Source organism: Clostridium oryzae (assembly GCF_002029235.1).
GTDB lineage: Bacteria > Bacillota > Clostridia > Clostridiales > Clostridiaceae > Clostridium_AE > Clostridium_AE oryzae.
In genome coordinates this window covers 25,020-51,646 of sequence record NZ_MZGV01000004.1, presented here as the reverse complement: position 1 = coordinate 51,646, position 26,627 = coordinate 25,020, and the positions used below count along the sequence as shown (strand labels likewise).

The window sequence follows — 26,627 nt, the reverse complement described above, 5'->3', positions numbered from 1 at the left end:
AGTAAGTAAAGTGCACTGCCCAATATAAATCAGACAGTGCATTTTGTATTATCCTTTATTCTTTTTTTGCGAAATAATTTTTTGTATAGTTTTTGGTGATAGATAATATATTTTTGAAAGACCTTGAACAGATACTCCCGATAAATAATCCTCATATATTCTTTTGTTTCTAGCCTGAAGTTCCTCTTTACTTTTAGTAAGTTCTCCCCAAGCTATTCTATTTTCCTCTTTCTTTGGTATATAAATATATTCACCATCCACGTATTGTTGAATTATTCTTAATATATCTTCAGGAAAAATCTCCCTAGCATTTGCATAGCTCATTATATGCTCCTCCTAAACATAATTTTTTTAGGATTGAGCAAAGGCTAATGCATATATCTTAATTAATTATCTACATGCAATAGCCTCTGCTATGCATTGATAACATATCTTCTCATACAAGTGTACCCCCTTTTGTCACTAGCAATTTCATAGTCTTTGTAAAATCATTGTGTTATAAACTAACCTGTTAAAAAAACAATTTAAATATATTGCAAACTAAATGCGCTAGACGGAATAGTTTAGAGAAAGTGCATTAAATAGGTGTGAGAGTAAAGAGTAAAGAGAAAAGAGTAAAGTGAAGGTTAAAATTCAGCTGGGCTGAATTTTGATTGTATAGAGACTCTTAATTATTTAGATAATTTTTTTGTAATACTAGATATAGTCTTAGTTTTTAGAAAGTTATTTGCCGGTAATCAGATTTAAATTCTCAGAAATTCTGCACAGCAGAATTTCTTCCTTCACTTTTCTCTCTACTCTTTACTCTTTTCTCTTACCTATTTAAAGCATACACTAAATATTATCTTCTTTTAATTCACTTTCTTGGTTCGCAATTTATTTATCTTATACACAATTATAATATACTTTCCAAACATATGTCTAACAATATCTGACAGCAAGAAAAATGCAATTATATTTTAACTGCTTAAGCGGAGCCATAACTCCATAGCTAAATCTAATTTCTTATTCAATTCACACTTCCTGTTATACAATTTATTAAGCTCCTCATAACTTAATCCATCCTCAGCCATAGCTGAATCAATCCCTTTTATCTCTTTTTCAAGCTTCTCAACCTGCATTAAAGCCTTAGCTGCTTCTGCCTCTTTCTTTCTGCTTTCATCAGTATTCTTCTGTTCTTTAACTTTTTTACTCTTTACCACAGGCTTTTTAGAAAGCTGAAGGTTATGAGCTTCCTTTAAGTTTTTATAATAATCATAATTGCCAGCATAACTTTTGAAGGCATTGTTCTTAAGCACTATAACTCTTTCACTAATTTTATTTATAAAATATCTGTCATGAGAAATAAAGAATATAGTTCCATTAAACTCTTTCAAAGCTTCTTCAAAGGTCTCTATGGACTCTATATCAAGGTGATTAGTAGGCTCATCCAATATCAATAAATTAACATCTTTATATAATAGCTTACTCAGCTTAAGCCTGATTCTCTCCCCCCCTGATAGTTGCCTGACCTTTTTAAATACACTGCCTCCATAAAACATAAACTTTGAGAGGTATTCCCTAGCCTTCCCCTCTAATATAGAAATGTCTTCTCTGAAGCATTGAAGCACAGTAAGCTCCTCATTTTCAAAAGTAATCTTTTGAGGTAAATATCCCACCATTACATTGGCGCCAAGTTCTACTATACCAGCATCTGGCTTTTCTTCACCCATCAGAAGTTTTAAAAATGTAGTCTTCCCGCTGCCGTTGGGACCGATTAGTGCTACTCTCTCACCCAAATTGATTAGCAAATCTGAATCCTTAAAAATAACCTTATCTTCAAAGCTTTTGGAAAGTCCTATTGCCTTAATTGTATCATTTCCTGACCTCTTAGCAGCCTTTAAATCTAGTTTCATATTCTTTTTTTGAAAGGCAGGCTTTACTATTTTCTCCATCTTATCAAGCTTTATCTGTATACTTGCAGCTCTTCTAAAAAATTTGTTATTATCAGCCCTCATAGCCCAGTCACGAAGATCCTTTACGGTCTTTTTCATTGTATTAATTTTCTTCTGCTGCTCCTTGAAATTATCATATTGTATTCTTAAATTTTCTTCTTTTTGATAAACATAGGCAGAATAATTACCTTTGTACGTCTTGCACTCCATATTTTCTACCTCTACAATTTTTGATACCACATTATCTAGAAAGTATCTATCATGAGATACTGCAATGACAATTCCTTTATAACTCTTAAGATACCCTTCAAGCCATTCAATCGAGTCCATGTCCAAATGATTAGTAGGCTCATCCAGCAGTAGTATATCAGGATTATCAATGAGCAGCTTTCCTAGAAGAACCGTAGTTTTTTCACCTCCGCTTAGCAAACTAAAATCTTTGTTTAAAAATTTGTTATCCAACTTTAGCCCAGTGCAAATCTTACCTAATTTTTCTTCTGCATCATATCCTCCTTTAACTTCATATAATTGAACTAAATCACTATACTGCTTCAAAGCTTTTTCTAAGGCAGTATCCTCTAAGGACTTCATTCTTTCTTCTAATTTATGCATTTCATTTTCTATATGGTGAATTTCCTCAAAAACTAATTTTAAAACATCAATAACCTTTAGACCACTTTTATACTCGGGTATTTGCTCAAGGTAAGCACAGACAGCTTCTCTAGGTTTCAAAACCCAGCCTTCATCATATCCTGGGCTTGAAGTCTGTGGGTAGCCGGGCCAATAATTGAATGGCAATACTCCAGCTATTAATTTAAGAATTGTACTCTTACCACTTCCGTTTGCACCTACTATACCAACTTTTTCTCCTGAATAAACCTGAAAGCTTATATTTTTGAGAATAAGAGTACCTTCCATATATTTTTTTATACCGTTTACTGTTAATTCAAACATAAAAATTCCTTCTTCCTTTATTACTTATTTACTACTCTATGGATAAGCAAGAAGGTTGATTTTATATAGATTTAACCAACAAAATCTACATAAATAAAAAAGACCATAAGAAGACAAACTCTTCTTACAGTCCGAAAAATACTATATATAACTATTATAATTTGCTAACTTCAATATAAACAAATACAATGCTTGTAAATAAAAGTATTCATTATATCATTCTTATATAAAAACTCCACTAAAATGGTTTGTTATATTCTTAAAATATTAACATTAAATTACAATAGCAATTTTCTGAAAGCAAGTTACCTTCTAAATGCTTTATTCCATAAAGAGTACACTAAATAAACCCATATAAAATCAGGCTTTCAAAACTCAATATGAAAATCTATATTAATTTTAGATTAATTAATATTAGCAATTAGCTGGTGTCATACTTACTTCTCCCTTCAACATCTTATTGTGATAAACTTTATATTTTAAGGATAACATTATTTCTTTTACTAATGCAATCTCTTACTTAATTCATAAACAAGAATGCGCCATTCAATTTATGATTAGCTGCTTTATCAATTTTATTATTATTCCAACAAAGATTTTATTCTAGGATCATTTTTTGCAAAATCAAGGTTTTTGTCTTTTTTAATTATCCCTTTTACTAGGCTTTCATACTTATCTTTGCTCCAGCTTTTGGTTACTTTCCATTTTCTATGCCTATATAATTTTGACTGCATGTTATCCATGCTGTCTGCTTCATTTATCATATTGATAATCAGCTCTATAGCTTTTTCTTTATCCTGCTTTTCCTTTGCCAAAGATAAATCTAATTGATATTTACGATATGCACCTAAATCAAACACTTCAACCAGCTTTTTAGCACGCTCCGTATATTCTTCTGCTTCACTAAATTTATTTTCTTTTAACAACATCTCTATTATTAAAGAAAATGCCGCCTCTGCTTCAAGAGCAGCACTAAATAGTATGTCTTCACAAGCGCAGAATGTCTCCTCAATTTCTCCGCTGCTTTGAAATATCAGTGCCTGTTGTAATCTTTTTTCAAAGTCTAGTTCCAATTCTGGAATTTTATCTAACATCTCTTTAGCTTTTTCATATTCTTTTTTCTCTCTGTATATCGCGGATAAGGTTATTTTGGCCATAGACGCTTTCTTTTCATTGCTGCTTGCTGCTACAAGTTCAATCCAAGCAATAATTTTTTCTTCATATTTATCTTTTTCCTCAATTTTGTATGCAGTTAGAAATAATCTTAATAATGATGCTATTCTCAATATTAGCTCATCACAGCTTGAATATTGCTTAATTAAATCACTGCCCCTTTCAAAAGCCTTTTTGTACCCGTCTTTTGATACAATTTCGCCAATCTCTTTTCCAAATTTATTTACTTCTGCAGCTGTCAATTCCTCATTAAATGCTAATAAAGTATTAACATCTACTTTTAGAACACGTGCGAGTGGTGATAGTAACGTTATATCTGGATAAGATATTCCATTTTCCCACTTATTCACTGCAGGAGCGCTTATATTTAAATAATTTGCAACTTGTTCCTGAGTAAGATTTTGTTTTTTTCTACAACTCCTAATAACCTCACCTATTCTCATTAAATTAACTCCTTAATATATTTAATTAACTTCGGCCTTCGTTAATTAAATCATATCAAAGCTGCATTATTTAAACAATTGAAGCATTTTCATTTTTTATTCATAAAAACTAACTACTAGTTATTTTAATCAAACATTTATCGAATAATCTCCGTAAGTATTTTTACACGTTAATCTTCCGATTTCAATATCTATTTTTTAAACTTTGAAGATAATATATATTTCTATCATGACTTAAAACATATTGATCATCATTAGTTAAATAAAATTTCGATACAGGTATATTTTCACTTTGAAGTATTTCGTGAATTTTAGATTCATTATAAGGATTATTCATATCGTTATTTTCAATGCTTTTAAGAATAAACTCTCCTTTATCCGTTAAAATGTGATAGCAAATTGAACCCACACCATTTTTAATTTTAACAATATTAAATATTGAACCAATACTGTAGTTTTCTTCAATCAATCTAGAAATCATGATTTTTTCTTCATTTACATTAATATCCGGTCTCCAATATTTCGCTCCATTTCTTGTACGTGATAACAACTTACTTTCTATTAGACCTCTTCTTAGTAAAAAGTAATCGCTAAATGTATGGTAATTTTCAATTATATTATTAACCTCCTTTTCACTGTAATAACAATTATATTCAAATTTATTAGCAAGATATTCCAACACCTTAAATTTCAAATCATGTTTAGCGGGCCAAGCTTTTATTTTACCTTCACTATCAATAAAATTATTGACATTACTCATATTTACATCCCCTTTATCCCTTTAACCAATATTCTTTACAATCCTTTGTTCTCTCCATAAAACCATATTCAATCAAATATCTCCTTAAAGTTGCAATATCAGCATAGACTTCTTTTAATATATTATTTATTTGTATTTCTGAATATTTCTCACCTGATTGAAACAAGGTTGATATTTTTCTTAGCACAACTATCTTTCTTTTTTCCTTTGTAGGAAAAGTTTTTAATTTTAAAGGTTCTAATGTATCAAAGTATGTTTCGATTATTTGGTCTTGTTCAGAATTTGTAACTTCATACCTTTCGTCAACCATAGTTGCACCGTTATGTAATTTAACGAAGTCTTCTTTTATCTCTTTTCCCAAGGATTTCTCAACTAACCCCAAAATAGCAAGATATATTTTCGCTTGTTTTGCTTTCTCTCTAAACATAAATCTTTGATGACGCACAGTAGCTGGTGATACTCCATTCTTTTTAGCTATCTCATTATCAGATAAACCCTCATAAAGATCATTTAATAAACTTTTCTGATTATCTGTAATCCCTGTATATTTCTTATCAAATCCTAATAGAATTTCAAGCATGGAACCATGTTGTTCTTTAACATGAAAAGTTATTGCTTTTTTAGCTTCAAAGAACCTTCCATTAAGTGAATATATTTCACCAATTTCAAATACCTCACCGCAAACTAAGCATTTATATATTTCCTTTTCAGAGTTGAAGGTATATCCATTTTCGATTTCCTCAAGATCAGCTTCTAAAAATAAATTTTTATCCATATCTACACTATCCTTTAATTTGTTTACTATTATTATAAACATAATATCACTTAGTTTGCATTATGTCAATTTAGTGAAAAGTTATCCACAATTGTCAAAATCATAAATTCCTACACGCTTATCCTTACTAATAATTTTTAAGTATATACAAATATCCATTTTTCATCTTCTTAGGTATGTTTCCTTTAAAGCCCAATAGTTTCAATTCATTAATTAGTGTTATTAAGAAAAAGCCATGAGATACTATTAATACATTTTCATCACTGTTTAAATTATATTTTTCAAAATCATCAGAACTCATTATCTTTTTTAATTTACAATCAACTTTAAAATGCCTAACTATCCCAATTATCATTATAACCTCCAATTTTACAACTTAATTATGATATAAATTGTATTTATTAACACCTTTAGTTTAAACCTATGGGTAACACCTAGGTCAATACCATTGTACTATCTTACCTTCTCAAATATGAAATTTTCTCGCAAAGTCTGTGTGTCATCTCGATACGAAAATGAGGCTATTTCATTATTTGAGTCTCTACTGAACGTTATGCAGCAATTTCCAATATGGCTATTATGATCACTTATAAAAGTATCTTTGATTGCAAGTGTATAGTATAAATCTAAAGCATTATTATGGAGATTATCATTGCTTATAAATAATTTACCATTATCAATTTTAACATTATATGAAACATTAAGTTTTTCACAGCAATAACTTCCCTCATACAACTTTAACTTAAAATCATCTATTTTTTTTCGATGGAACGGATAAAACATACTAACTCCTCTGTCCTGTAATTTAATACATTCTATAACTTGTTTATTATTTTTCACAACTGTATATGTTTTATCTTTATCTGCAGATTTAAAAACACTATTACCATGGTAAAATATTTTAGTACTATTTCCTAAAGAATCTTCTACATAATAAACATCATTCTTTTTTGTTATATTCCATAAACAGCTGCTCTCTTGATCTATATATTCACCTGATAAATTCAAATCAAATTCAATTTGATTTATATTTATATCATCAGATTGCTTCTCTTCCGTATTGTCTCTTTCATTCTCATATCCAATTAATAGTTCTAGAATACTTTTCGTTAATCCTCCATTCTCAAAGCCAATATCATACATAAAATCTGTGTGATTTCCTAAAATAATGACAGCTGATTTTTTTTCTGGCAGTTGGGCGTAATATGCACTATAACCACCTGCCCACCCTCCATGATGTACTATCTTATTACCATGAAATTCACCAACAAACAAGCCGCAGCCATATCCACATTCTTTACCATTATTCAGCACTCCAGATGTCGTAATAAACTTTATAAGCTCACTTGAACCTGTCCCAAGTCTATTATTATAAAAATTTTTATTCCATGAAAGCAAATCCTTTATAGTTGTCCATATCTGACCGGCACCGCCAACTTCCACATTCTCCTCATTAATTGAAAGTTCATCATTCCTTGAAGTATAACGTTTATAACTATCATTAAAATGTACATAATCATAATTTGAGTATCCAACAGCTCTGTTTTTAATAATTTTTGTACGATCATCTCTGATAAATGTGCTATTCATACCTAAAGGTTTAAAAATATGTTCGTTCGCATATTGACTAAGTGACATTTGGGTTACAGCTTCAACTATCTGTCCAAGCAAGAAATACCCTGTATTACCATAACTACATCTTTCTCCCGGCTTGAAAAACTTCCAATCGCAGGCCATAGCATATCTCCAAAACTCATCACGAGTGATACCTTCGTCCTCCCGGATGCCACACACAAAATAAGCTGTATCATATACATCAGGTATCCCATTTGTCATATATAGTAAATTATATATAGTGACCTCCCCGCCACAATTTTTAAACTGCTGAAGTATACTGCTAACATCTTGATCTAAGGATAACTTTCCTTCTTCTACCAACAGAGCAATGTAGGCTGCAGTAAATTGTTTTGTCATAGAACAAGCATGAAATACGGTATTTTCATCAATTGGAATATTGTAATCTAGGTTAGCTTCACCATATCCTTTATTGAATATAATCTCACCATTTTCTACAACTCCAACAGCGATACCTGGATAATCTTTTCTATCATATTTTTTGCACATTTCATTAATCTTAGCTACTATTTTAGTTTTCTCCATTTCTTCACTCCTCATCAACTTTCTTACATAAACCACAGCTTCATAAAAAAGTATAAATGAAAATATCAAGAAATAATATGTACTGTATAATTATAGATATAAATACACAAAAGCAGTCAGCTTCATTAACCGACTGCTTTCTTCTATTTCTTTCTATAAATTATACTCTTGATTGTATCATAGGACAGATGATATTCAGACATAAGATCATCTATGGTTGCACCGTTATTCTTCTTATTATTGATTTCATTGTTTCTTTTAGCAATTTCATTTCTACTATTTGTAGAAGCGCCCCATGATTTTTTATTATTATCTTTTTGAGGTATGTAAATCATACTACCACCAACATACTGTTGTATTTGAAGAATTAATGCTTTTGGTAAAACATCTTTCGCATTTATATATTTCACCATTAATCCTGCTCCTTCTTATTATATTTCACAAGATTGCAGGCTTGCCATATATAAATGAAACAGCGATTATTTTTTACACTCTATACAACTAACCGCTGAATTATATGACTAATCCTGCATAGAGCAAAAAACCTCTTATATCCTTCAATAACCACACCTCCGAAGATAATAAAATACTGTACTTTGTGTAACATTTTTAGTAGCCAAAAATAGTAATATTTATCTTTCTTATATTCTATCATACAGATATATAATATGTATATGTGCCACCCTCGTGACAAGTGACAAGTTAAATTATGCAATTGCGTAAGAGTAATTTGCTTATTGCTGATGGTACAACATTTAGGTAGTCTTCTATTTCTTTTAATGAATAACACTCATCTATTACCTTTATAGTTATCCTAAGTTTTATTGGAGTTAAACTCTGCAAGTTCTAACTGTCTTTCCAGCTCCTTCTTTCCAAGTATCTCTACAATATCAGCTCTTCTATTCTTAGTCTTTCTTCCTATAAATTCTATAAGTGAACATACATAAAATAAATCATTTTTTTGATTATCATTCATGTTTTCAAACTTCAATATTTTTAAATTTTTATTTTCTGTGTAAGTATAATAATTAACTGTAGCACGCTATCTATTTCTTCTAGCCCACTTTTGGGCTTGCTCAAAATTATTCGTACAATAAAATCCCCATGAAAAATCTTTTGTATATCTACTTTTTCTTATCTCTGGAAATTCTACTGCCTCTCCTGATGCATGGTACAACATAAAATACTCACCTTCTCTTAAATATTCTTTTATTATTATATCATTGTGAAAATTGTTCTTCCATCATCATTATTATCTCATCTTCTATTTACCATGCATTAATATATAAAATACACCAAAGCTCTTATGTTTACCATAAATATTCAACCACTTTTGAATATAATAACTTTTTATGTACTGTATTCATTAGATTTTTATTGACATAGCCACGTGTACACGATATACTTACAATATATTGAAAGGAAGGCGATAGATATGAAAAATATAATATTATTTACAGGCGAAAACAGAAATATCTATCAATCACTTTTATCTATATGATTACAATACATTTAGTAAAACGATGGTAAATATAAAGTATTTCTGTATTTTGCAGGAATACTTTTTTATATTGTAAGAAGGAGTACTAAATGTTAAAAGAATTGTATTATGAGCAAATAGTCACTGGAAATATGCATCAGTATAACGAACTTATTTCAATGTGGATACCTTACATGCGTGAAATTTATAAAGATGATATTGAACTAATCAACGAATCAGATATTACTTTAGAAAAATATGCAAAACAACGAGTAGATATTCAAGGGAAACGAAATGATATGCATTTTGAACTTGTATATACTTGTGAAAATATCTTAGTTGGTTTTGGATTTTGTGCAGTTGATTTAGGCGGAATAAAAGGCATTATTGATCCTGGCTATGGTTATATAATGGAATATTATATAGTTCTGAAAATGAGGAGAAGAGGGTATGCAACAAAATTATTTCAGCATGTTACATATCTTTTCAAAAAACATGGTGTTACCCAAATGTATTTAACTCCTGATAGCATATCAGGGATACCGTTTTGGACTACAGTTGGTTTCAAAAATAGCGAAAAAATAGACCCTGATAACAATATGCCTATATATGAAAAAAGAATAGAATAATCTATATAAGTTGTGAAAGTTCTAATACATTCTGACTTCTAAAAGATCCTATGGTCGAACCGATTCAGCAGTGATATTTTAGAAGCCATAATGTAAGAACTTTATTGCAACTTATATAAATACCTTTAAAACTTCCACATCGCTATCCTCAGTAATCAACTCTTGTACATTTTGAAATATGTCATCATTACCACCTTCAATATCCCTTATAACTATCATGGGTTTACCAGTTTTTCTAAACAATGAAGCTGTCTTATTTATGTATTCATAGGTTAGTTTCCTATTGCTTAATATGCTTTTTAGAAATATATATGATACAATTTATCTACTGTGCTAATTCTTAAAACAATCAATCTTTAAATCTTGGGAGGTATAATATATGATTAGAATAATGTTTGTATGCCACGGTAATATATGCCGTTCACCAATGGCTGAATTTATGTTAAAGGATATGGTAACAAAACAGGGACTCAGCGAAAAATTCTTTATAGCCTCTTCTGCAACAAGCACCGAAGAAATAGGAAATCCCGTTCACCGCGGAACAAAAAGAAAACTTGCTGAGTTTGGCATTTCTACAGCCGGAAAATATGCAATTCAACTCACTAAATCTGATTACGAAAAATATGATTTTATCATTGGGATGGACAGCTATAATATAACAAATATTACCAGAATAATTGGACAAGATGTTGATAAAAAGGTTAGCCGCCTTTTAGATTTTTCTGATACTCCAAAAGATATCGCCGATCCCTGGTACACAGGTAACTTTGATGATACTTATATTGATGTGGAAAAAGGTTGTAAAGCGCTTCTTGCACATATATTGAAATAGGACTTACTATGCTTAAGTAAGTCCTATTTACCTTGTATTCACTGTTCCACCCCTTGTCCAGTCTTCCTGTATTCTTCGACATAATGTAATAATTATTTAAAGCTGTTGCTCCTTTGTATTCCTGTCCTCATCACTTATAATAACCCTCTTCATATCCATCATACTTGACCCAAAAATAGCATCCTTAATAAACTTCTTTATTGTAAAAGTTTTTTAATATCTCCAAGGGTTATAACAATCTTGTCACCAATCTTTAGATTGTTTTTGCTCTTATCTGCCATTGAAAAGGCAACTTCTCCTGATTTTAAATGGGTTTCACGTCCATCAGCTTTTGAAGCATTAAGCCACCTATAAAGGTCTTCATTTTTCCCTCTATCATAAACTGAAACAACATAATCCAGTGTTTTAGCTTTTTCCATAAAATAATTAACAGACCTTGATATTGAAATTAAATTATTCATGCTGATGGCCAAAAATGTTGTTGCTAGTATGATGAATATTAATAATATTACATTCATTGATTTCTTCCGCTTAAAATCTCTTTTTAGTATTCTAAAAAACATAAAATTTCGTACCCACTAAATTATTTGCTGTTCATGAGGTTATTATAAATTATAAATTCTTAAATAATCCTTAAATAAAAAAATGCACTGCCTAATATAAAATTAGACAGTGCATTCCTCTGTTCTACTAATTATCAATAACACCTATATTTTTCTGATACTGTTTCGATGCATACACCTTCTGAGCCTGCAGATCCTTCTCTGTTAAATTATCATAATCCTCCTTGTCTAGCATCTTTTTCTTATATATTCTCTGAAGCTCTCTTTTCTTGCTCTCAGCTTCATAATCGTGCTTTTTTACTGCCTTTCTGCTGTAAAAGGAATCCTTATTGCTAGAATGTGCTGCAAATGCCGCTTCATTTTCCTTGCAATAAGAATAACCGCTATAACCATTTTCATCAATCCTTGTAAGAGTTGTACCTGCTAATGAGTTATTAGTTGCAATTGCATCCCTTTTTAGGGTATCTATCATTTCATCTTTAAACTTTGAATCTTTCATCATTCGTTTAAAGGCCCCATCTGTAATCTGAATAGATATACCGGCTTCCCTGTTATATGGCATTGAATCTATCTCTTTCCAAATCTCCTGCTTAAAAACATTCAGTTTTTCATCTTCACTACATTTTTTGCTCTCACTTACTTTTTCAGCCGATTCATTTTTTGCCTTTGTTGTTTTAGAAGTTGAATAATTAATACTAGACGCACTTAATGAATTTATCTCCATAGTAGCTTTTACCTCCTCATATATTAACTCAATTCTCTACTTATTATATCGATATATACATCTTTTTTCTGAACTGTAATTATCCATATATTCCAAATTATATAACGCAATCAAAAATTATCTATCCTAATAATTATCAATTAGCATTGCCAACTATGAAAATCTAAGTATAATGAAAATAGCATTAAATATGTTATTATGCTTTTACTACACTTAGGAGAAAAAAATGAATTTTATAGCTATAGATTTTGAGACTGCAAATAAAAAAAGAGATAGTGCATGTTCAGTAGGTATTGCTGTTGTTGAAAATGGTCAAGTAGTGCAGAGGATACACCGTCTAATAAAGCCTAAAGAGATGAGATTTCTGCCATTCAATGTTGGGATTCATGGAATAACAGCTAGTATGGTTCAAAATGAACCATAGCTCCGGATTTATGTGCTAAATGTATTTTCTTTCAATTAAATTCACCATTTTTAAGTCTCCTATGAGTAATATAAATTCCCATAATTAACATTGCAATAGTCCATACAGCTACATTTAAAACTTCCAATTTGTATTGCAATAAACTAGTTTCTCTTTCAATGCTTTCTGCTATATTCATATATGAACTTATTGGAAGCAGATTACGAATAAAATCTATAATTTTTATATTAAAACTAAATTTATAGAAACATCCGCACATTAAACTTACTATTAAGGCAATGAAGCAGGAAGCTATTTGAATATTATCTCTCATTATAGATGACATAAATAATGCAAAAGCAGTAGATAAAGCAGTTATAATTGCCGTTAATAGAGCTATCATGTAAACACTATAACCAATATCGGTTCGTAGAAACGCTTTTGAAACAGTAATTGCTATGAAGGTTGGTACATAAAGACCTATAAAGGTAAATAAAAACTGTGCGATAATATATGCTTTTTCACTTACTTCAGAAGTAAAAATCCTCTTAAGGGTTTTGAAGGTTATATCATCTGGATAGAATACTGTAAGTGTAGTTCCTTCAATTATTACAAATAATACAATTAAACCTAATAAAGAAGCACCAATACCTCTTACACCTTCAGCTTTGCTGCTTTTCGCAAAAAGTTTTCCATCGTTAAATAACTTCTCAACCAGTTCTCTCTTAAAAACATCTTGTAAAGCTGTTTCAGCTGTATAACTTCCGTCTTTATTTTTTTCTACTACAAAATCATATACACCTAAAGCTAAAGTTGAAAATTGTGGTTTTTTATTTAAAACTATTATTTTACATTTGTTATTTTCTTGAATATTATTATGATTATCAGAAACTAAAGCAACATTGAATTTTGAATTTTTAGAACCTGAAAATATCAAAGCAGCAGCAATAACAATGGGTATAATTATTAAGGCTGAGATAACCATATCTTTTCTAGTTCTCATTCTACATAGCTTGTTTTTTAACAAATTTATATAATTTACAATTTATTTTATATTAAAATTATTAAAATATCTACTAACAATAAAATTATTATTGGGTATTTAGCTACGGCAGTTCACATTTATCTATTCCTTTAGGAGCATACGCAAAAAAACCTCAAATAGAATATCTATTCAAGGTTTAAAATATTTACTAATTAAATTGATTTAATTTAGATAGCTGTAATATTTTCTGCTTGAGGTCCTTTTTGTCCTTTACCAATATCAAAAGAAACCTTTTGACCTTCTTCAAGTGACTTATAGCCTTCTGATTTTATTTGAGAAAAATGTGCAAAAATATCTTTTCCATCTTCTCCTGTAATAAATCCAAAACCTTTTTCTGAATTAAACCATTTTACTGTACCAGTCATCTAACTGTACCTCCGAAATTTTATTATTCTTAAACTCATTGTACTAATTCACTAATAAAATTTCGATATCATCATACTATACATAGAAAGTACTAACTGAAATATATTTTGTTGAATTATTAACTATCAATTTAAGTTCTTGTTAATAATAACATAGTCTGTTAGATAAAACAAGTTATTCTTTTTAATCAGCACGTTTATATAAATTATTTGTATAATCCTTATTGATAGTATATTATTAGAAGATATGGTAGCCAGAAGGTTCTAATTGTGCTTTCATTGAGAGTGAGAACCAATATAACTAGTTAAGTCAATAAAGGATACTAACTTAATTAATACGCTTTTATTTTCCCCTCACAATATCTACTATTAATCACCAGCACTTTCTTCAACATGTATTAATTTAACTCTAAAAATGGAACTATAGAAATGGAACTCTATAACAAGGAAGGTAGAATACAATGAATTTTAATCAATTAGGAATCAGCGAAGATATAGTAAAGATATTAAAAAATAATGGTATCACCGAGCCTACACCGGTTCAAGCCGAAAGCATAAATCTTATAAAAAATGGAAAAGATGTTATAGTTGAATCTCAAACTGGCACAGGCAAAACCCTTGCGTTTTTGCTTCCCATTTTTGAAAATATTCAACCTAAGGTGGATACAGTTCAAGCCTTAATTTTAACTCCTACAAGGGAGCTTGCCCTTCAGATAGCAGAAGAAGCTTTAAAGCTTAAACAGGCTAAAGATATCAATATATTGGCAGCCTATGGAGGCAAGGATGTTGGTTCTCAACTTAAGAAGCTAAAGGCCGGCATTCATCTTATTATTGCAACCCCTGGAAGACTTTTGGATCACCTTGAAAGAAAATCCATAGATTTAAGTAAATTAAAAACCTTTGTACTGGATGAAGCGGATCAAATGCTTTTAATGGGATTTAAAAACGAGGTGGAAGCAATTATAAAAAACACCTCTAAAAAACGCCAAACCCTTTGCTTCTCTGCAACCATAAATTCAGATGTTAAAAGATTGGCCTATAGATACATGAAAGAACCTGCAACAGTAGCCATTCACAAGGAGGAAGTAACTCTTGAGGCTATTAAGCAGCAAGTTGTAGAAACTACAGACAGAAGAAAACAGGATGCTTTATGTTCTGTGCTGAATCAAGATAATCCATTTATGGCTATAATATTTTGCAGAACCAAAAGAAGAGTAGATGAACTGGAAGAGGCGCTATATAAACGAGGCTACAACTGTGAAAAGCTTCACAGCGACATACTTCAGTCAAAGCGTGAAAGAATAATGAAAGCCTTTAGGAATGGGGATTTTCAATATTTAATAGCAACAGATGTGGCCTCCAGGGGACTTGATATAAGCGGAGTCAGCCATATATATAACTATGACATACCTGAAAGCGTAGAAAGTTATATACATCGAATCGGCAGAACCGGAAGAGCCGGAGAAGAAGGCTACACCTGCCTATTTATCGATCCAAAAGACAGTTGGAGGCTTGAAGAAATAGAGAAAGCTATTAAATTTAAAATACCACGAAGGGACTTAGATGAAGAGAAGCATGTCTACAAATAGAATTGCCCGTGGATATTTCAAAGGAGCGTGCTCAGAGCCCGAGGAATAATCATATAATTCCTCGGGGTTGATTTTTTAGTCTATAACTTCTTTTGCCATGTTGATCATATCATCTTTGCTTAATCCATTATAATTCATATTAATAATGTAGTAAGATAGTCCATCTTCATACCACATAATATCTTGCACTTGACTAACCTCCACCTTCTCATCCTCGCTTCCATATCCGATTTGAAGGAGCCCTTCATTTTGTAAATGTTTTTCTTCATCAGTTGGTTTGTATCCATTTGGAACCGACTTATACTGTTTGCTATTGTACATGATTTTAACCCCGTTATATTCTAGTGATATAGCATTTTTTGATATGCCTTCATTAAAAGATTTCTCATCTGTTTTTTGAATAGACATACTTAAACTCTGATCTTTTTTAGACCCATCTTTTTTATAATAAAAATCTGCACTCTTGTATTTTCTAATAGTAGTTCCTTTTTCATCTTGGATTTCTTTGTTTGTATAGTTAAATGTATTAAATTCAAACCCATTTTTAAAGGATTCAACATATTTAGGGATAAAGCCAACGGTCTCTTTTACTTTATCTTTACTCGGAAAGGTTTTAACTTCAGTTAGAATAGATGATGAGCCAAATATTGAAGAAAAATTAGTTGCTGCAACACATGTAACACTTAATGCAACAACAAGTATTCCTGCAATTATGGCTGTTCTTGATTTTAATAATACATGTTTCTTAGTAAAAACTCCTTCATTATCTTTTTCTTTTAATATTTCATTTTTAATTTTAAAAAACATGTTTTCAGGTACTGAAGCATTATCTGATTTATAAATTAAGCATTCTTTAATTTTTTCATCTATCTTTTCATTAAACTTACTATTCATTAAATCCCACCCTCTTTAAATTTCTATGATCATATTCATCATCACATTTAATTAAATTGCTTTTTAATTTTCTTCTTGCAGTATAAAGTCTGGATTTCACTGTTCCTTCAAAGCATCCCATTATTTTTGCAATTTCCTTAACTGTAAGACCATTAAAATAATATAGAACTATTACTGTTTTTTGTTTTAAATCAAGCTTTTCAATTTCTGCATAAAGATTATTATTTTGCTCTTTTCTTAAATATTGTTCTATAGAAGTGTCAGTACTTTTTTCATCTGCTTTTTCAAATATATTATCAACTGGCAATAGTTTTTTATCTTTTTTTGCATATCTCCATGCAATCCGCGTAAGCATTTTATAAAACCATGATCTAAACAATTTAACATTTTTAAGACTCTTTACATTTTTATAACAACTTATGAATGCTTCTTGCACAATATCTTCACTTGTATGCTTGTTACCTGTAATAAGATATGCGTATTTAAATGACTGATTTTTATATATGTCAAACAATTCACCTAATGCGTTCATATCACCAGACTGGATTTTTATGACGAGCTCCTCTTCGCACAATTTACTCTCTCCCTTCGTATGTTATCGATGCATCTATATATTAGAGATATTAAGTTCTTAATTGGTTCATTTTTAGAAAAAAATTTTAGTTATTATACCATATCTTACCTAAAGTATAAAAACTCATTAGAAAAAGATAAATTCATTGAAGTTTCAAGATTAGTCCATTTCAACAAAAAAACACCGATTATTTTACATATAGAATCAGTGTTTCTTCGTTTTTAATCATTATTTTCTCAAAATCTTATCCATCGCTTTTCCCTTTGCTAACTCATCGATTAGTTTATCCAAATAGCGAATTTCCTGCATAGTTGGTTCTTCAATGTCTTCCACTCGGACTCCGCAGATAACCCCTTTAATCAAAGTACGTAAAGGGTTCGGTTTGGGAGCTTCCGCAAAGAAAGTCTCGAAATCTGTCTGTTTTTCCAGTTGCGCTTCTAGCTCTTCCTGACTATATCCGGTCAGCCATCGGATGATTTCATCAACTTCTGTTTTCGTACGTCCTTTTTTCTCTGCCTTTATAACATAAAGGGGATAGACACTTGCTACACTCATAGTATAGACATGATGTTTGATCATGATAACGCCCTCGCTTAGATAATTTTCTTTATTGTATCACGAAAAATAATTGGCTTCAAACAAAAGTACCTTTATTTTACTAATTAAGATAATGCTAGTAATAATTTATAAATATATGCTATAATTTATTTATTCTTTCCTTTATCCTGGGCTTCGAAGACTTCTAGGTTAAAAGTTATTAAAGACGAGGCAGTAAACTTAACTGTACTTGACTTACCAACAACTTATGGCGGCTGCAAAATTAAAAAGATGATATAACTTAAAAAAGAAAAATGAAATAACAGCAAGTAAAATCAAGCAGTAATGTCTCTATTTCTTTATAATAAATGTAGGACGGTTGAAATGAGGTGAACAAGCGAATGTACGAGTGGCAGAAGCAAATTCAAATAATCGTTGATGAAATTGACAAATGTATTAAAAATTATAATGATGAAGCCTTGACACTACGCTTTCTTTCTCGCAGGCTGGGTTATTCCGAATTTTATACAACGAAAAAATTCAAAGAAATATCAGGTATGCAATTTAGGGATTATCTACGGCATAGAAAATTAGCCTTTGCACTAAAAGAAGTTCGGGATAGTGAAAAAAGCATTTTGGATATTGCCTTTGATTATGGTTTTTCATCACATGAAGCTTTTACCAGAGCTTTCAAGGGAACATATGGTGTAACTCCAAGTGAATACCGAAAAAAACCTAATCCTGTCGTTCTTCGAACAAAAATAAACTCTTTCGACCGCTACTTTTTAGGATTGGGAGAGATTGGTATGATGAAATCTACAGATGATGTTAAAATTTATTTTATAACCATTCCCGCACACAAATTTTTGCACATTAAAAACTATGAGAGTAATGGGTATTGGGATTTTTGGCAAAAGCAAAGTCTTATTCCGGGACAGGACTGCGAAACAATTTGCGGCTTACTGGATAGTATCAAGGGCAAATTGGATGATGATGGCGGGAGTGAATCTAACAGCGGCAGCGGTCAGATTATTGCATACATTAATGACCCGGACGGCAGACTCTGTGATTGGGGTATTCCACGTACAGAGTGTTATGGTGTACGTCTTCCTTTTGATTATAAAGGTGAAGTACCATCACAAATGCTTATAATTGATGTTCCCGAAGCCGAGTATATTGTTTTTGAACATGGGCCATTCGATTATGAGCAGGAAAATCGTAGTGTAGAGGAGAAGATTGAAAAGGCAATGGCAACTTTTGATTTTGCAGGCACCGGTTACTGCTTTGATACTTCCCCAGGTAGAATAATTTACTTTTATCATGATCCGGAGCGTTTTTGGAAGTATATCAGACCAGTGCGGAAGTAGATAAAATCGACTGCCTGCCCTCTATTGTTACTAACGAGAAAACCAAATAGAAAATAGCAACTTCCAATTTAATGTCAAAGAAAAGAAGCACCCATTCTTAGAAATTAGTGCTTCTTTCCTAATTAATTTTCCACAAAAATAAATTTATATCTTATATTTTAAAATAGAAACTCATTTTCCCAATCAAAATCTCCAGATTCTTCATAACATAATGGCCAATGGCTGCACCATTCTGGAACATTAGGCTTTTCTACCCTGTCCACACTTGGAGTATAAGGTTTCAAATCTAAAATACTACTATCATTCATTGCATCGATATAAGTAATACAAATTATCCCTTTTTCATAATCTATATGTGTTATTTGAGTAACAGACAATGCTATAGGATTAGGTCTTTCAGGTGATCTAGTTGAAAAAATCCCCAACTTTTTAGGTGCCTTTTTATACGGTTTATTCACTTCCAAAACACTTCTGCTATTGCTATTATCACATTTATCAAACCACCACAATACATCAATGTGGCTAAAAGATTCTAATCCCTGCAATCCTTTTATATACTCCTTGTTAATTTGAAGAAATATGCTTTCTCCTTCAACTTTAATCTTACCAATTTCTTTTAATTCCATAATTATTACCTCCTATTTATCTTATAAATAGATAATAGACCCTCACATAATGTGAGAGTCAATATAGTTATTTTAATGGAATTTGTATTTCAGTAAGATATTCTTCAGGGTTATCTACATCACCAACACCTATATGACATATCTGCCTAGAAGGTTTATCTGCCATATGTTCATTATGACTTTCCAGCCAATATGCAAGCTTTTCATATGCTTTTGCTAAATTAATATATGGTCCATATACCATTGCATAAGCCATTTTGGGAACAGCCTCTACTTCTCTATATATAAATCCATCCTTGTTTTCTCCAATCCTATTTACAAGCATTCCAACTTCAACATCTACATTATCATCCTTGTGTTCTATATCATGATACATAGCAATATTATTGTACACATCCTGCCTTACTGAAATATTTTCTCTTCTAATAAATTCACATAACTTACCCCATAGAAATCCTTCATGAAAATATGCTGGTATCCTATCTCTTTTAGATAAAATTAACATCTTATCTACCTTCTTAAAATTTATATTGCAGTGTATCTTAAACTTTTTCTCTTCAATTTCTTTTATTGCACTATCTATCTTATCTATTCGTTGTTGTTCTATAGCTATTTCCTTGTTAATCTGTATTTTCTTTTTTTCTAATTCATCTAATATGTCTACATCATTACATCTTTGTACTATATCTTTTATTTCCAATGTAGTAAACTTAGTATCTCTTAATAAAACAATTTTCTGGAGCACTGGTATCTGTTCTGCAGAATACATTCTATATCCTGTAAATAAATCAACCTTTACAGGTTTTAATAATCCAATCTCATCATAATATCTTAACATTCTAATTGAAACTCGAGTTAACTTTGAAAACTCCCCAATTTTAAACACTAATATACCTGCTACCAAAATCGCAACAAATCAATTTTAGCATCCTATTTATCAAATAGAATGGTATTATCACAGGATTTTACTACTGCGATATAGACTTTCGTCCATAAATCTCGCATGCATTAAAGATAAGCCCTTATTACAGCAATAAAGTTCTACAAAATTGTGACTGTTAGTCACTCCTTAAATATTTATTTTCCTATGATTAACCACAATGCAGGTTTTCCACCTACCTTTCCTATTATATTTTTATTAATTTCATTTCATTTTGGCCATTCATTTTTACTTTTAAATTTTTCTATATTAGTTACTAGTTTTTCTACATATGCCATTTATAGCTTACTGTCTTATCTACCATCATAACGCTAACTCATCTGGATTTGTGTTAATTCCAATCATCTCATTATATACTAGTATAATATATTTAGAAACAACTTCCTATCTTTCCATACTATTTTACATTTTTCAATGACTGCCATTATTATTTTATACATAGTACTGAGCCTGTGCATTCCATAATTCATAATACTTGCCTTCCTTATTTGCAATAAGCTTATCGTGGCTACCGCGCTCTATCAGCCGCCCTTCGTCAAAAACTGCTATATCGTCACAAAAACGACAAGAAGATAAACGGTGAGAAATATAAATTGCGGTTTTATCACCTACTATTTCATTGAATTTTGAATAAATCTCAAATTCAGCTATGGGGTCCAGAGCAGCTGTAGGCTCGTCAAGGATGATAAATGGGGCATCTTTATATAAAGCTCTAGCTAGTGCAATTTTTTGTGCTTCTCCACCAGAGATTTCCACACCATCTTCTTCAAAGTCACTGTATAAAGCAGTTTCAAGTCCTTTTGTCATAGTAGACAGTCTGTCATCAAAACCTGACTTTTTTAAAGCTGACACTGCCTTTTCACAGTCATATTCCACACTTGCAGCTACATTTTGTCCCAAGTTGAATGAAAACAGCTTAAAATCCTGAAACACAACAGAAAAAATGCTCATATACTCTGTGTAGTTATACTTTTTAATATCAATACCGTTAAGCGTAATGATTCCCTCCGTAGGATCATATAACCGGCAAAGCAATTTTATCATGGAGGTTTTTCCGCTGCCATTCATACCCACAATCGCCATACGATGTCCGATTTTCAGTTTCATATTTAAATTTTTCAGCGCATAAACTTCGCTTCCAGGATATTTGAAGGATACGTTCTTAAATTCAATTTCATATTCGTTGTCATTGCGTTTTTCTATTGGGAGTGTGCCTTTAAATATGACATCAGAAATATTCATATACTCCATTGTAGATTGTTGACGTTCTGCCGCAATAGCATATTCTGTAAAAGAAGAAAATACACTTGATAAATCCGATGAAAATCGGTAAATGATAGAAGCAAATTTTAATACCGAACCAATGGTTAATGCTCCGGATACTGCACGTACTGCAACAAATATATATGCAATTACTTGCAGCAGTCCCGCTGATAAGCCGCTTACAAAACCTTGCGCACTGTTATTGAGTGTTATTTCACTTGTCCAATATGATTTTTCTTTACACTCATCATCAAGATGAGTTTTAATTATATTCTGACCATTAAATATTCTAATGTCTTTGCCCTGCTTATAATCTTGCTTATTCCATAAAAAATAACCAAGGTAACCATATATGGATCCAGTTTCATTTAAGATTCTATGCAGCTCTTTTGTTTTTTTATCAGAAAACAAAATGTTAAATATAATAACAATGAAAAAAGCTATTAACATCAGCAAAGAAGATATATCAGAAAATACATTGCTGTTAAAAAACAAAGGCAGCAAAACAATAATTGATACCACTAAGCTTACAGTGCTTGATAAAAGTGCTGGCAGCTGCTCTATCATACTATAAAATCCAGCTCCCCAGTTATTATCATTACGTATTCTTGTGCGGATATCATTAACCTTTGGGCTTTCAAGAAGTTCATAATCCATTGTCAAAGTTCGGGCACTCATTTTCATGTCAAACTTTTTAACACATATTTCGGTATGAACTTCTTTGATTTTGCCAAGGTATGCATTGACAATTGTCAGAGCAAATATACCACCCACTGTAGATATAGAAACAAGAATTAATGTACTAATATCTTTGCCTTGTGATAAACCATCAATTACATAAGCAGATAAGAATATAGTTATAAAGGGTAATGATGCTCCGATTACGGAACTTACAAAGGTTGTTACAAAAACGCGTGCTTGCTAGACGATGAGAAATGTATATAGCTGTTTTATTTTGGGAAAGTTCATAAAAATCATGATAAGTTTCACTTTCAGCAATAGGATCAAGTGCAGCAGTGGGTTCGTCCAAAATTAATATTGGCGCATTTTTATATAATGCTCTTGCCATAAGCAATTTTTGCTGCTGGCCTCCTGAAAGTACAATTCCATCCTTAACCTCCTTTGTCATTGGTGTACGGATGCTGTCTGGATATTGATTTATCTTGTCATATAGTCCAACCTTTTTTAAACACTGTTTTACAAGCTCCATATCAGTTTCTTTTTCTATTTGCAGAGAAACATTTTCTGCTACTGTAAATGGAGGTATATATACATCTTGAAATACAGCAGAAAAAAGCTTATATAAATCTTTTTTACGGAAATTATTTATATTTATGCCATCAATTGATATTTGACCTCTATCAGGCTTGTAAAAACCACACAGCAGTTTAATAATTGTTGTTTTTCCAGCTCCGTTTACACCAACAAGGGCTATTTTTTCACCTTTTTTTATTGAAATACTAAAATCCTTTAATACAGGTTCACTATTTTTATCGTAGGAAAAGTAAACATGGCTAAATTCAATGGACATGTTCTCACCAGATAGAATATCTACCATATTATACGGTTCAGGTTCATCTGTATTATCAAGAAATGCACGCATATCATTCATTTGCAGATTAGCTCCATTAAGCTCGTTAATGTCTCCTATAATACTGCCAACAAATCCCGAAAAACCTGTTATCGCTCCAAAATACAACACAAAATTGCCAATGGAAATATTGTCCTTTACAACTGACCAAATTAAATATGCATATGCAATTCCATCACGTAAAAACAATGTAAATGCATTTACAACACCGGACACAAAATATCGGTTTTTAATTTTTCGGCTTAATGCAATATAACCTTCAAGTAATATTTCCCGCAGTTGAATAAGCCAGCTGCTCATACCATATAAACGAATATCCTTCCCATATTTTACATCTTTTGCAGTCCATTCAACATAATCAAGCTTTTTATTAAACCTCGCTTCTTCATCCTTATGATTATACTGATATTTTTGAGCATTTTTAATTGAAAAGTAATTTACAACAGACAATATAATATAAATATTTAGAGTTGATATTATGCCAGAATAAATTATGAAGCATATGATACTAACAAAAATATTAATCATTGCCACAGTCATTTTTGAAGTACCGGACCAGTCACCTGCACGTAATGTACTCACGGCTCTTTCATATTTGGTCTGTCCTTCTGCACTTTCAACATAAATATAATCACAACTTAATGACTGTAAAAATAGCTTTATTTGATAGTACGTTCGCATATCATTGTACATCATATATTTTCCATTTCCTGCCATATTTGATAATGCCATTGACACAGCCATCAATAATCCAAAAACTGTTAAGGTATAAATAATTTTCATCTTATCTGCCGAGGCAGTTACCAAGTCAACAGTAATTTTGGGAAAATAAATACCAAACAACGGTGACACAACAGATAACATCGCTTGTAGCAGAATAAAAACTATTAATAGCGGGTGCGCTTTCCACATATCTTTTAATAAAAAAATAATATTATTTAGTACACTGTATTTAAGGTTTTTATTTTTCTCTTCCAACCTAATCCCCCCTTTCCTGTAATATACTATAAAGCCTATGTACAAATTAAAATACTTCACGAAATGTAAGAAAATAAGCACGAAATGTTACAGCGGAAGCATCACTTCAGTTGCAAACACACCTTCTTCATTCTGACGGTTTACATAGCCTGCATATTTCTCTACAATTCGGTCTACACGCATCAATCCGAAACCGTGAGTAGCAGAGTTTTTTGTAGATATGTAAGTCCTTCCGTTTTTCTTTATGATGCCACCATCAGAATTTGAAATAGAAATATAAAGCTGCTCTTTCAAAATATCTATATAAACACGGATAAATCTATCATTTTCATTAGCTTGTTTAAGGCACGCCTCCATAGCATTATCAATCAAATTTCCAATTATAACACACAGATCAATTTCTGATATATTTAGCTTCTTGGGGACTATTGCTTTAGCGTTCACATTGATTTTTTTCGATAGTGCAAGGGATATTTTACTGTTAAGTATGGCATCAACCATAACATTGCCGGTTTTCAGCACAGTATCAACAGAGCTAAGATCATCATCAAGTTTACTTAGATAGCTTTCAAGCTCTTTCGTTTGTCCTAATACAAGATGTGCTTTCATGGTCTGTATATGATTATGATAATCGTGCCGCCATCCCCTCATCTGGCGGTAAATGTTCTGTACTTCGTCACAATGCTTGGTAATAAGGTCATTCTGAAATGCTGCAATGCGCTTATCTACAAGTTTAGGAAAATAAATTCGTAAAAAGAAAATAATTATAATTACAGCCAGTATAAAACCTGCTGCAATACCAATATACATCTGATATTTCATAAATCAGCCTCCTTAAAAAACTTAATAAATGCCTGATTTACAGAATGGTATAGGCTACGGCTCACTGGAATGTTTCTGCCATTTTCAAGAGTAAGTTCTTTCTTCCCTATCTTGGAAATATACCTTATACCTGCGATATAAGAACGGTGGCATCTAATGAAATAATCTTTATCCAACACTTTTTCAAGTTCACTTATATTAAGTTTTATTTCATAAGAAGCTTTTAATGTTTCAAGCTTAATATAGTGACCAAAGGCTTCAGCTGATACAATCTCACTTTTGGGAATTCGTACATTTTCACCTTCAGTAGTCACAACAATAAAAGACGGTTCTTTCCTTATTCTGCCACAAGCCTTATCCAAGCATGAAAACAACTTTGTTTCATCCACAGGTTTAATGAGATAATGCAGAGCTGATACATCATAGCCTAAATTCATATAATCAGATAATCCTGTAACAAAAATTAAAGACAGCTTATCATCTGTCTTTCTTATTTCTTTTGCCAGCTCTATACCGTTCATTCCTTTCATTTGAATATCCAAAAGCAAAATATCAAAGCTTTTATCTTCACACCAGGCAAAGTAAAAGCTCTCTGAATTGGAAAATAATTTAATTGTAGCTGTTTTATTATTATTTAACACCCACTGATTTACCATCTTAGACAATAAAAGTGCTTGAACATTTTCATCATCAACAATTGCAATATTTAACACAGAAAACTACACCTCAATTCAGAATCTATTGTCGCATAATTAAAAACATAATTCGTAAAAAATAATTAATAAAAAAGTGAATTTCTATACTTTCATCAATCTAGCTATTACCACAATTATACACTTTTTTATAAATGTTCACCATGCTGAATCAAGATAATCCATATATAGCTATAATATTTTGCAGAACCAAAAGAAGAGCAAATGAACTGGAAACAGCACTATATAAACGATATTACATATGAAGTATTAAATCATGAAGAGGTATAATAACTACCAAGGTACAGGTTTTGAAATTAGAGGAATCGCAGAATTCCTTACATCTGGTTCAAAATTCGATATGATAAAAGAAAAGTATCCATTTTTAAGTAAGTTCTTAGAAATAACTGTTACATCAGCAAAGCAACTTCTTTAAGTTACTGATTAATGCCAATTGATGTATTTAACTCCTGATAACACATTACGTATACCGTTTTGGACTGCAATGGGCTTT

Annotated in this window: 27 protein-coding genes and 2 pseudogenes; 6 read left to right on the top strand and 23 right to left on the bottom strand. The window is 31.2% G+C overall.

Going from position 1 to position 26,627, the window contains the following annotated elements; genetic code table 11:
- Positions 1-48: 48 nt before the first annotated feature.
- The 10 genes from CLORY_RS03075 to CLORY_RS24055 all read right to left on the bottom strand — a co-directional run bounded on the left by CLORY_RS03075 (position 49) and on the right by CLORY_RS24055 (position 9,379).
- A complete protein-coding gene (locus CLORY_RS03075; RefSeq protein ID WP_079422050.1) occupies positions 49-324 on the bottom strand; it encodes a CD3324 family protein in 276 nt (91 codons plus the stop codon).
- 635 nt (positions 325-959) lie between these two features.
- Positions 960-2,888, bottom strand: a complete 1,929-nt coding sequence (gene abc-f / locus CLORY_RS03070; protein WP_079422049.1) for a ribosomal protection-like ABC-F family protein — start codon at positions 2,886-2,888, stop codon at positions 960-962.
- Positions 2,889-3,469: 581 nt separating this feature from the next.
- Positions 3,470-4,504 (bottom strand): helix-turn-helix domain-containing protein, encoded by a 1,035-nt coding sequence (locus CLORY_RS03065; protein ID WP_079422048.1) that lies wholly within the window; start codon positions 4,502-4,504, stop codon positions 3,470-3,472.
- A gap of 184 nt (positions 4,505-4,688) precedes the next feature.
- A complete protein-coding gene (locus tag CLORY_RS03060; RefSeq protein ID WP_079422047.1) occupies positions 4,689-5,264 on the bottom strand; it encodes a DUF2087 domain-containing protein in 576 nt (191 codons plus the stop codon).
- 13 nt (positions 5,265-5,277) lie between these two features.
- The gene (locus CLORY_RS03055; RefSeq protein ID WP_079422125.1) at positions 5,278-6,039 is read right to left on the bottom strand and encodes a DUF2087 domain-containing protein; all 762 of its coding nucleotides are present in this window, start codon (positions 6,037-6,039) and stop codon (positions 5,278-5,280) included.
- A gap of 127 nt (positions 6,040-6,166) precedes the next feature.
- Positions 6,167-6,394, bottom strand: a complete 228-nt coding sequence (locus tag CLORY_RS03050) for a hypothetical protein (protein ID WP_079422046.1) — start codon at positions 6,392-6,394, stop codon at positions 6,167-6,169.
- Positions 6,395-6,492: 98 nt separating this feature from the next.
- Entirely contained in the window at positions 6,493-8,199 is a 1,707-nt protein-coding gene (locus tag CLORY_RS03045) for a serine hydrolase domain-containing protein (protein WP_169911506.1), read from the bottom strand.
- Positions 8,200-8,342: 143 nt separating this feature from the next.
- Positions 8,343-8,612 (bottom strand): CD3324 family protein, encoded by a 270-nt coding sequence (locus tag CLORY_RS03040; protein ID WP_242954318.1) that lies wholly within the window; start codon positions 8,610-8,612, stop codon positions 8,343-8,345.
- A gap of 401 nt (positions 8,613-9,013) precedes the next feature.
- The gene (locus tag CLORY_RS23655; RefSeq protein ID WP_242954324.1) at positions 9,014-9,175 is read right to left on the bottom strand and encodes a hypothetical protein; all 162 of its coding nucleotides are present in this window, start codon (positions 9,173-9,175) and stop codon (positions 9,014-9,016) included.
- Between the two features lie 66 nt (positions 9,176-9,241).
- A complete protein-coding gene (locus CLORY_RS24055) occupies positions 9,242-9,379 on the bottom strand; it encodes a DUF3990 domain-containing protein (protein WP_341456628.1) in 138 nt (45 codons plus the stop codon).
- 410 nt (positions 9,380-9,789) lie between these two features.
- Between CLORY_RS24055 and CLORY_RS03030 the strand changes: the two genes are divergently transcribed.
- Together CLORY_RS03030 and CLORY_RS03025 are read left to right on the top strand one after the other, a co-directional pair.
- Positions 9,790-10,308, top strand: coding sequence for a GNAT family N-acetyltransferase (locus CLORY_RS03030; protein ID WP_079422044.1), 519 nt, complete (start codon positions 9,790-9,792; stop codon positions 10,306-10,308).
- Between the two features lie 379 nt (positions 10,309-10,687).
- Entirely contained in the window at positions 10,688-11,140 is a 453-nt protein-coding gene (locus CLORY_RS03025; RefSeq protein WP_079422043.1) for a low molecular weight protein-tyrosine-phosphatase, read from the top strand.
- Between the two features lie 197 nt (positions 11,141-11,337).
- Here CLORY_RS03025 and CLORY_RS03020 read toward each other — a convergent pair whose 3' ends face one another.
- Both CLORY_RS03020 and CLORY_RS03015 read right to left on the bottom strand, forming a co-directional pair.
- A complete protein-coding gene (locus CLORY_RS03020; RefSeq protein ID WP_079422042.1) occupies positions 11,338-11,658 on the bottom strand; it encodes a hypothetical protein in 321 nt (106 codons plus the stop codon).
- Between the two features lie 172 nt (positions 11,659-11,830).
- Positions 11,831-12,427: a hypothetical protein gene (locus tag CLORY_RS03015; RefSeq protein ID WP_079422041.1), complete on the bottom strand. Its 597-nt coding sequence runs from the start codon at positions 12,425-12,427 to the stop codon at positions 11,831-11,833.
- A gap of 226 nt (positions 12,428-12,653) precedes the next feature.
- On the opposite strand from CLORY_RS03015, the pseudogene CLORY_RS03010 reads away from it, so the two are divergent.
- Positions 12,654-12,845: pseudogene (locus CLORY_RS03010) on the top strand (exonuclease domain-containing protein); the annotation flags it as partial.
- A 37-nt stretch (positions 12,846-12,882) separates the two neighbouring features.
- Here the strand turns inward: CLORY_RS03010 and CLORY_RS03005 are convergent.
- Together CLORY_RS03005 and CLORY_RS03000 are read right to left on the bottom strand one after the other, a co-directional pair.
- Positions 12,883-13,833 carry an ABC transporter permease gene (locus CLORY_RS03005; RefSeq protein ID WP_139375949.1) on the bottom strand — a complete coding sequence of 317 codons (951 nt, stop codon included), beginning with the start codon at positions 13,831-13,833 and terminating at the stop codon, positions 12,883-12,885.
- 209 nt (positions 13,834-14,042) lie between these two features.
- Positions 14,043-14,240 carry a cold-shock protein gene (locus tag CLORY_RS03000; RefSeq protein ID WP_079422038.1) on the bottom strand — a complete coding sequence of 66 codons (198 nt, stop codon included), beginning with the start codon at positions 14,238-14,240 and terminating at the stop codon, positions 14,043-14,045.
- A gap of 461 nt (positions 14,241-14,701) precedes the next feature.
- Between CLORY_RS03000 and CLORY_RS02995 the strand changes: the two genes are divergently transcribed.
- The gene (locus CLORY_RS02995) at positions 14,702-15,829 is read left to right on the top strand and encodes a DEAD/DEAH box helicase (protein ID WP_079422037.1); all 1,128 of its coding nucleotides are present in this window, start codon (positions 14,702-14,704) and stop codon (positions 15,827-15,829) included.
- Between the two features lie 75 nt (positions 15,830-15,904).
- Here the strand turns inward: CLORY_RS02995 and CLORY_RS02990 are convergent, their stop codons facing one another.
- From CLORY_RS02990 to CLORY_RS02980, 3 genes are all read right to left on the bottom strand, one after another.
- Positions 15,905-16,723, bottom strand: a complete 819-nt coding sequence (locus CLORY_RS02990; protein WP_079422036.1) for a hypothetical protein — start codon at positions 16,721-16,723, stop codon at positions 15,905-15,907.
- Positions 16,716-17,297 carry an RNA polymerase sigma factor gene (locus tag CLORY_RS02985; protein WP_079422035.1) on the bottom strand — a complete coding sequence of 194 codons (582 nt, stop codon included), beginning with the start codon at positions 17,295-17,297 and terminating at the stop codon, positions 16,716-16,718. The genes CLORY_RS02990 and CLORY_RS02985 overlap by 8 nt, the downstream gene beginning before the upstream one ends.
- Before the next feature lie 228 nt (positions 17,298-17,525).
- Entirely contained in the window at positions 17,526-17,876 is a 351-nt protein-coding gene (locus CLORY_RS02980; protein WP_079422034.1) for a DUF2200 domain-containing protein, read from the bottom strand.
- A 359-nt stretch (positions 17,877-18,235) separates the two neighbouring features.
- On the opposite strand from CLORY_RS02980, the gene CLORY_RS02975 reads away from it, so the two are divergent.
- The gene (locus tag CLORY_RS02975) at positions 18,236-19,201 is read left to right on the top strand and encodes a helix-turn-helix transcriptional regulator (protein WP_079422033.1); all 966 of its coding nucleotides are present in this window, start codon (positions 18,236-18,238) and stop codon (positions 19,199-19,201) included.
- A 158-nt stretch (positions 19,202-19,359) separates the two neighbouring features.
- Here CLORY_RS02975 and tsaA read toward each other — a convergent pair whose 3' ends face one another.
- The 6 genes from tsaA to CLORY_RS02945 all read right to left on the bottom strand — a co-directional run bounded on the left by tsaA (position 19,360) and on the right by CLORY_RS02945 (position 26,134).
- A complete protein-coding gene (gene tsaA, locus CLORY_RS02970; RefSeq protein WP_079422032.1) occupies positions 19,360-19,827 on the bottom strand; it encodes a tRNA (N6-threonylcarbamoyladenosine(37)-N6)-methyltransferase TrmO in 468 nt (155 codons plus the stop codon).
- A gap of 67 nt (positions 19,828-19,894) precedes the next feature.
- A complete protein-coding gene (locus CLORY_RS02965; RefSeq protein ID WP_079422031.1) occupies positions 19,895-20,713 on the bottom strand; it encodes a MerR family transcriptional regulator in 819 nt (272 codons plus the stop codon).
- 486 nt (positions 20,714-21,199) lie between these two features.
- Complete coding sequence (locus CLORY_RS02960; RefSeq protein WP_242954321.1) at positions 21,200-22,687, bottom strand: ABC transporter ATP-binding protein; 1,488 nt, start codon at positions 22,685-22,687, stop codon at positions 21,200-21,202.
- 172 nt (positions 22,688-22,859) lie between these two features.
- Positions 22,860-24,599: an ATP-binding cassette domain-containing protein gene (locus tag CLORY_RS02955; RefSeq protein WP_079422029.1), complete on the bottom strand. Its 1,740-nt coding sequence runs from the start codon at positions 24,597-24,599 to the stop codon at positions 22,860-22,862.
- An 87-nt stretch (positions 24,600-24,686) separates the two neighbouring features.
- Entirely contained in the window at positions 24,687-25,421 is a 735-nt protein-coding gene (locus tag CLORY_RS02950) for a sensor histidine kinase (protein WP_242954317.1), read from the bottom strand.
- The gene (locus tag CLORY_RS02945; RefSeq protein ID WP_079422028.1) at positions 25,418-26,134 is read right to left on the bottom strand and encodes a LytR/AlgR family response regulator transcription factor; all 717 of its coding nucleotides are present in this window, start codon (positions 26,132-26,134) and stop codon (positions 25,418-25,420) included. Before CLORY_RS02945 ends, CLORY_RS02950 begins: the two co-directional genes overlap by 4 nt.
- Before the next feature lie 268 nt (positions 26,135-26,402).
- Between CLORY_RS02945 and CLORY_RS02940 the strand changes: the two are divergent.
- Positions 26,403-26,549: pseudogene (locus tag CLORY_RS02940) on the top strand (FMN-binding protein); the annotation flags it as partial.
- Positions 26,550-26,627: the final 78 nt, after the last annotated feature.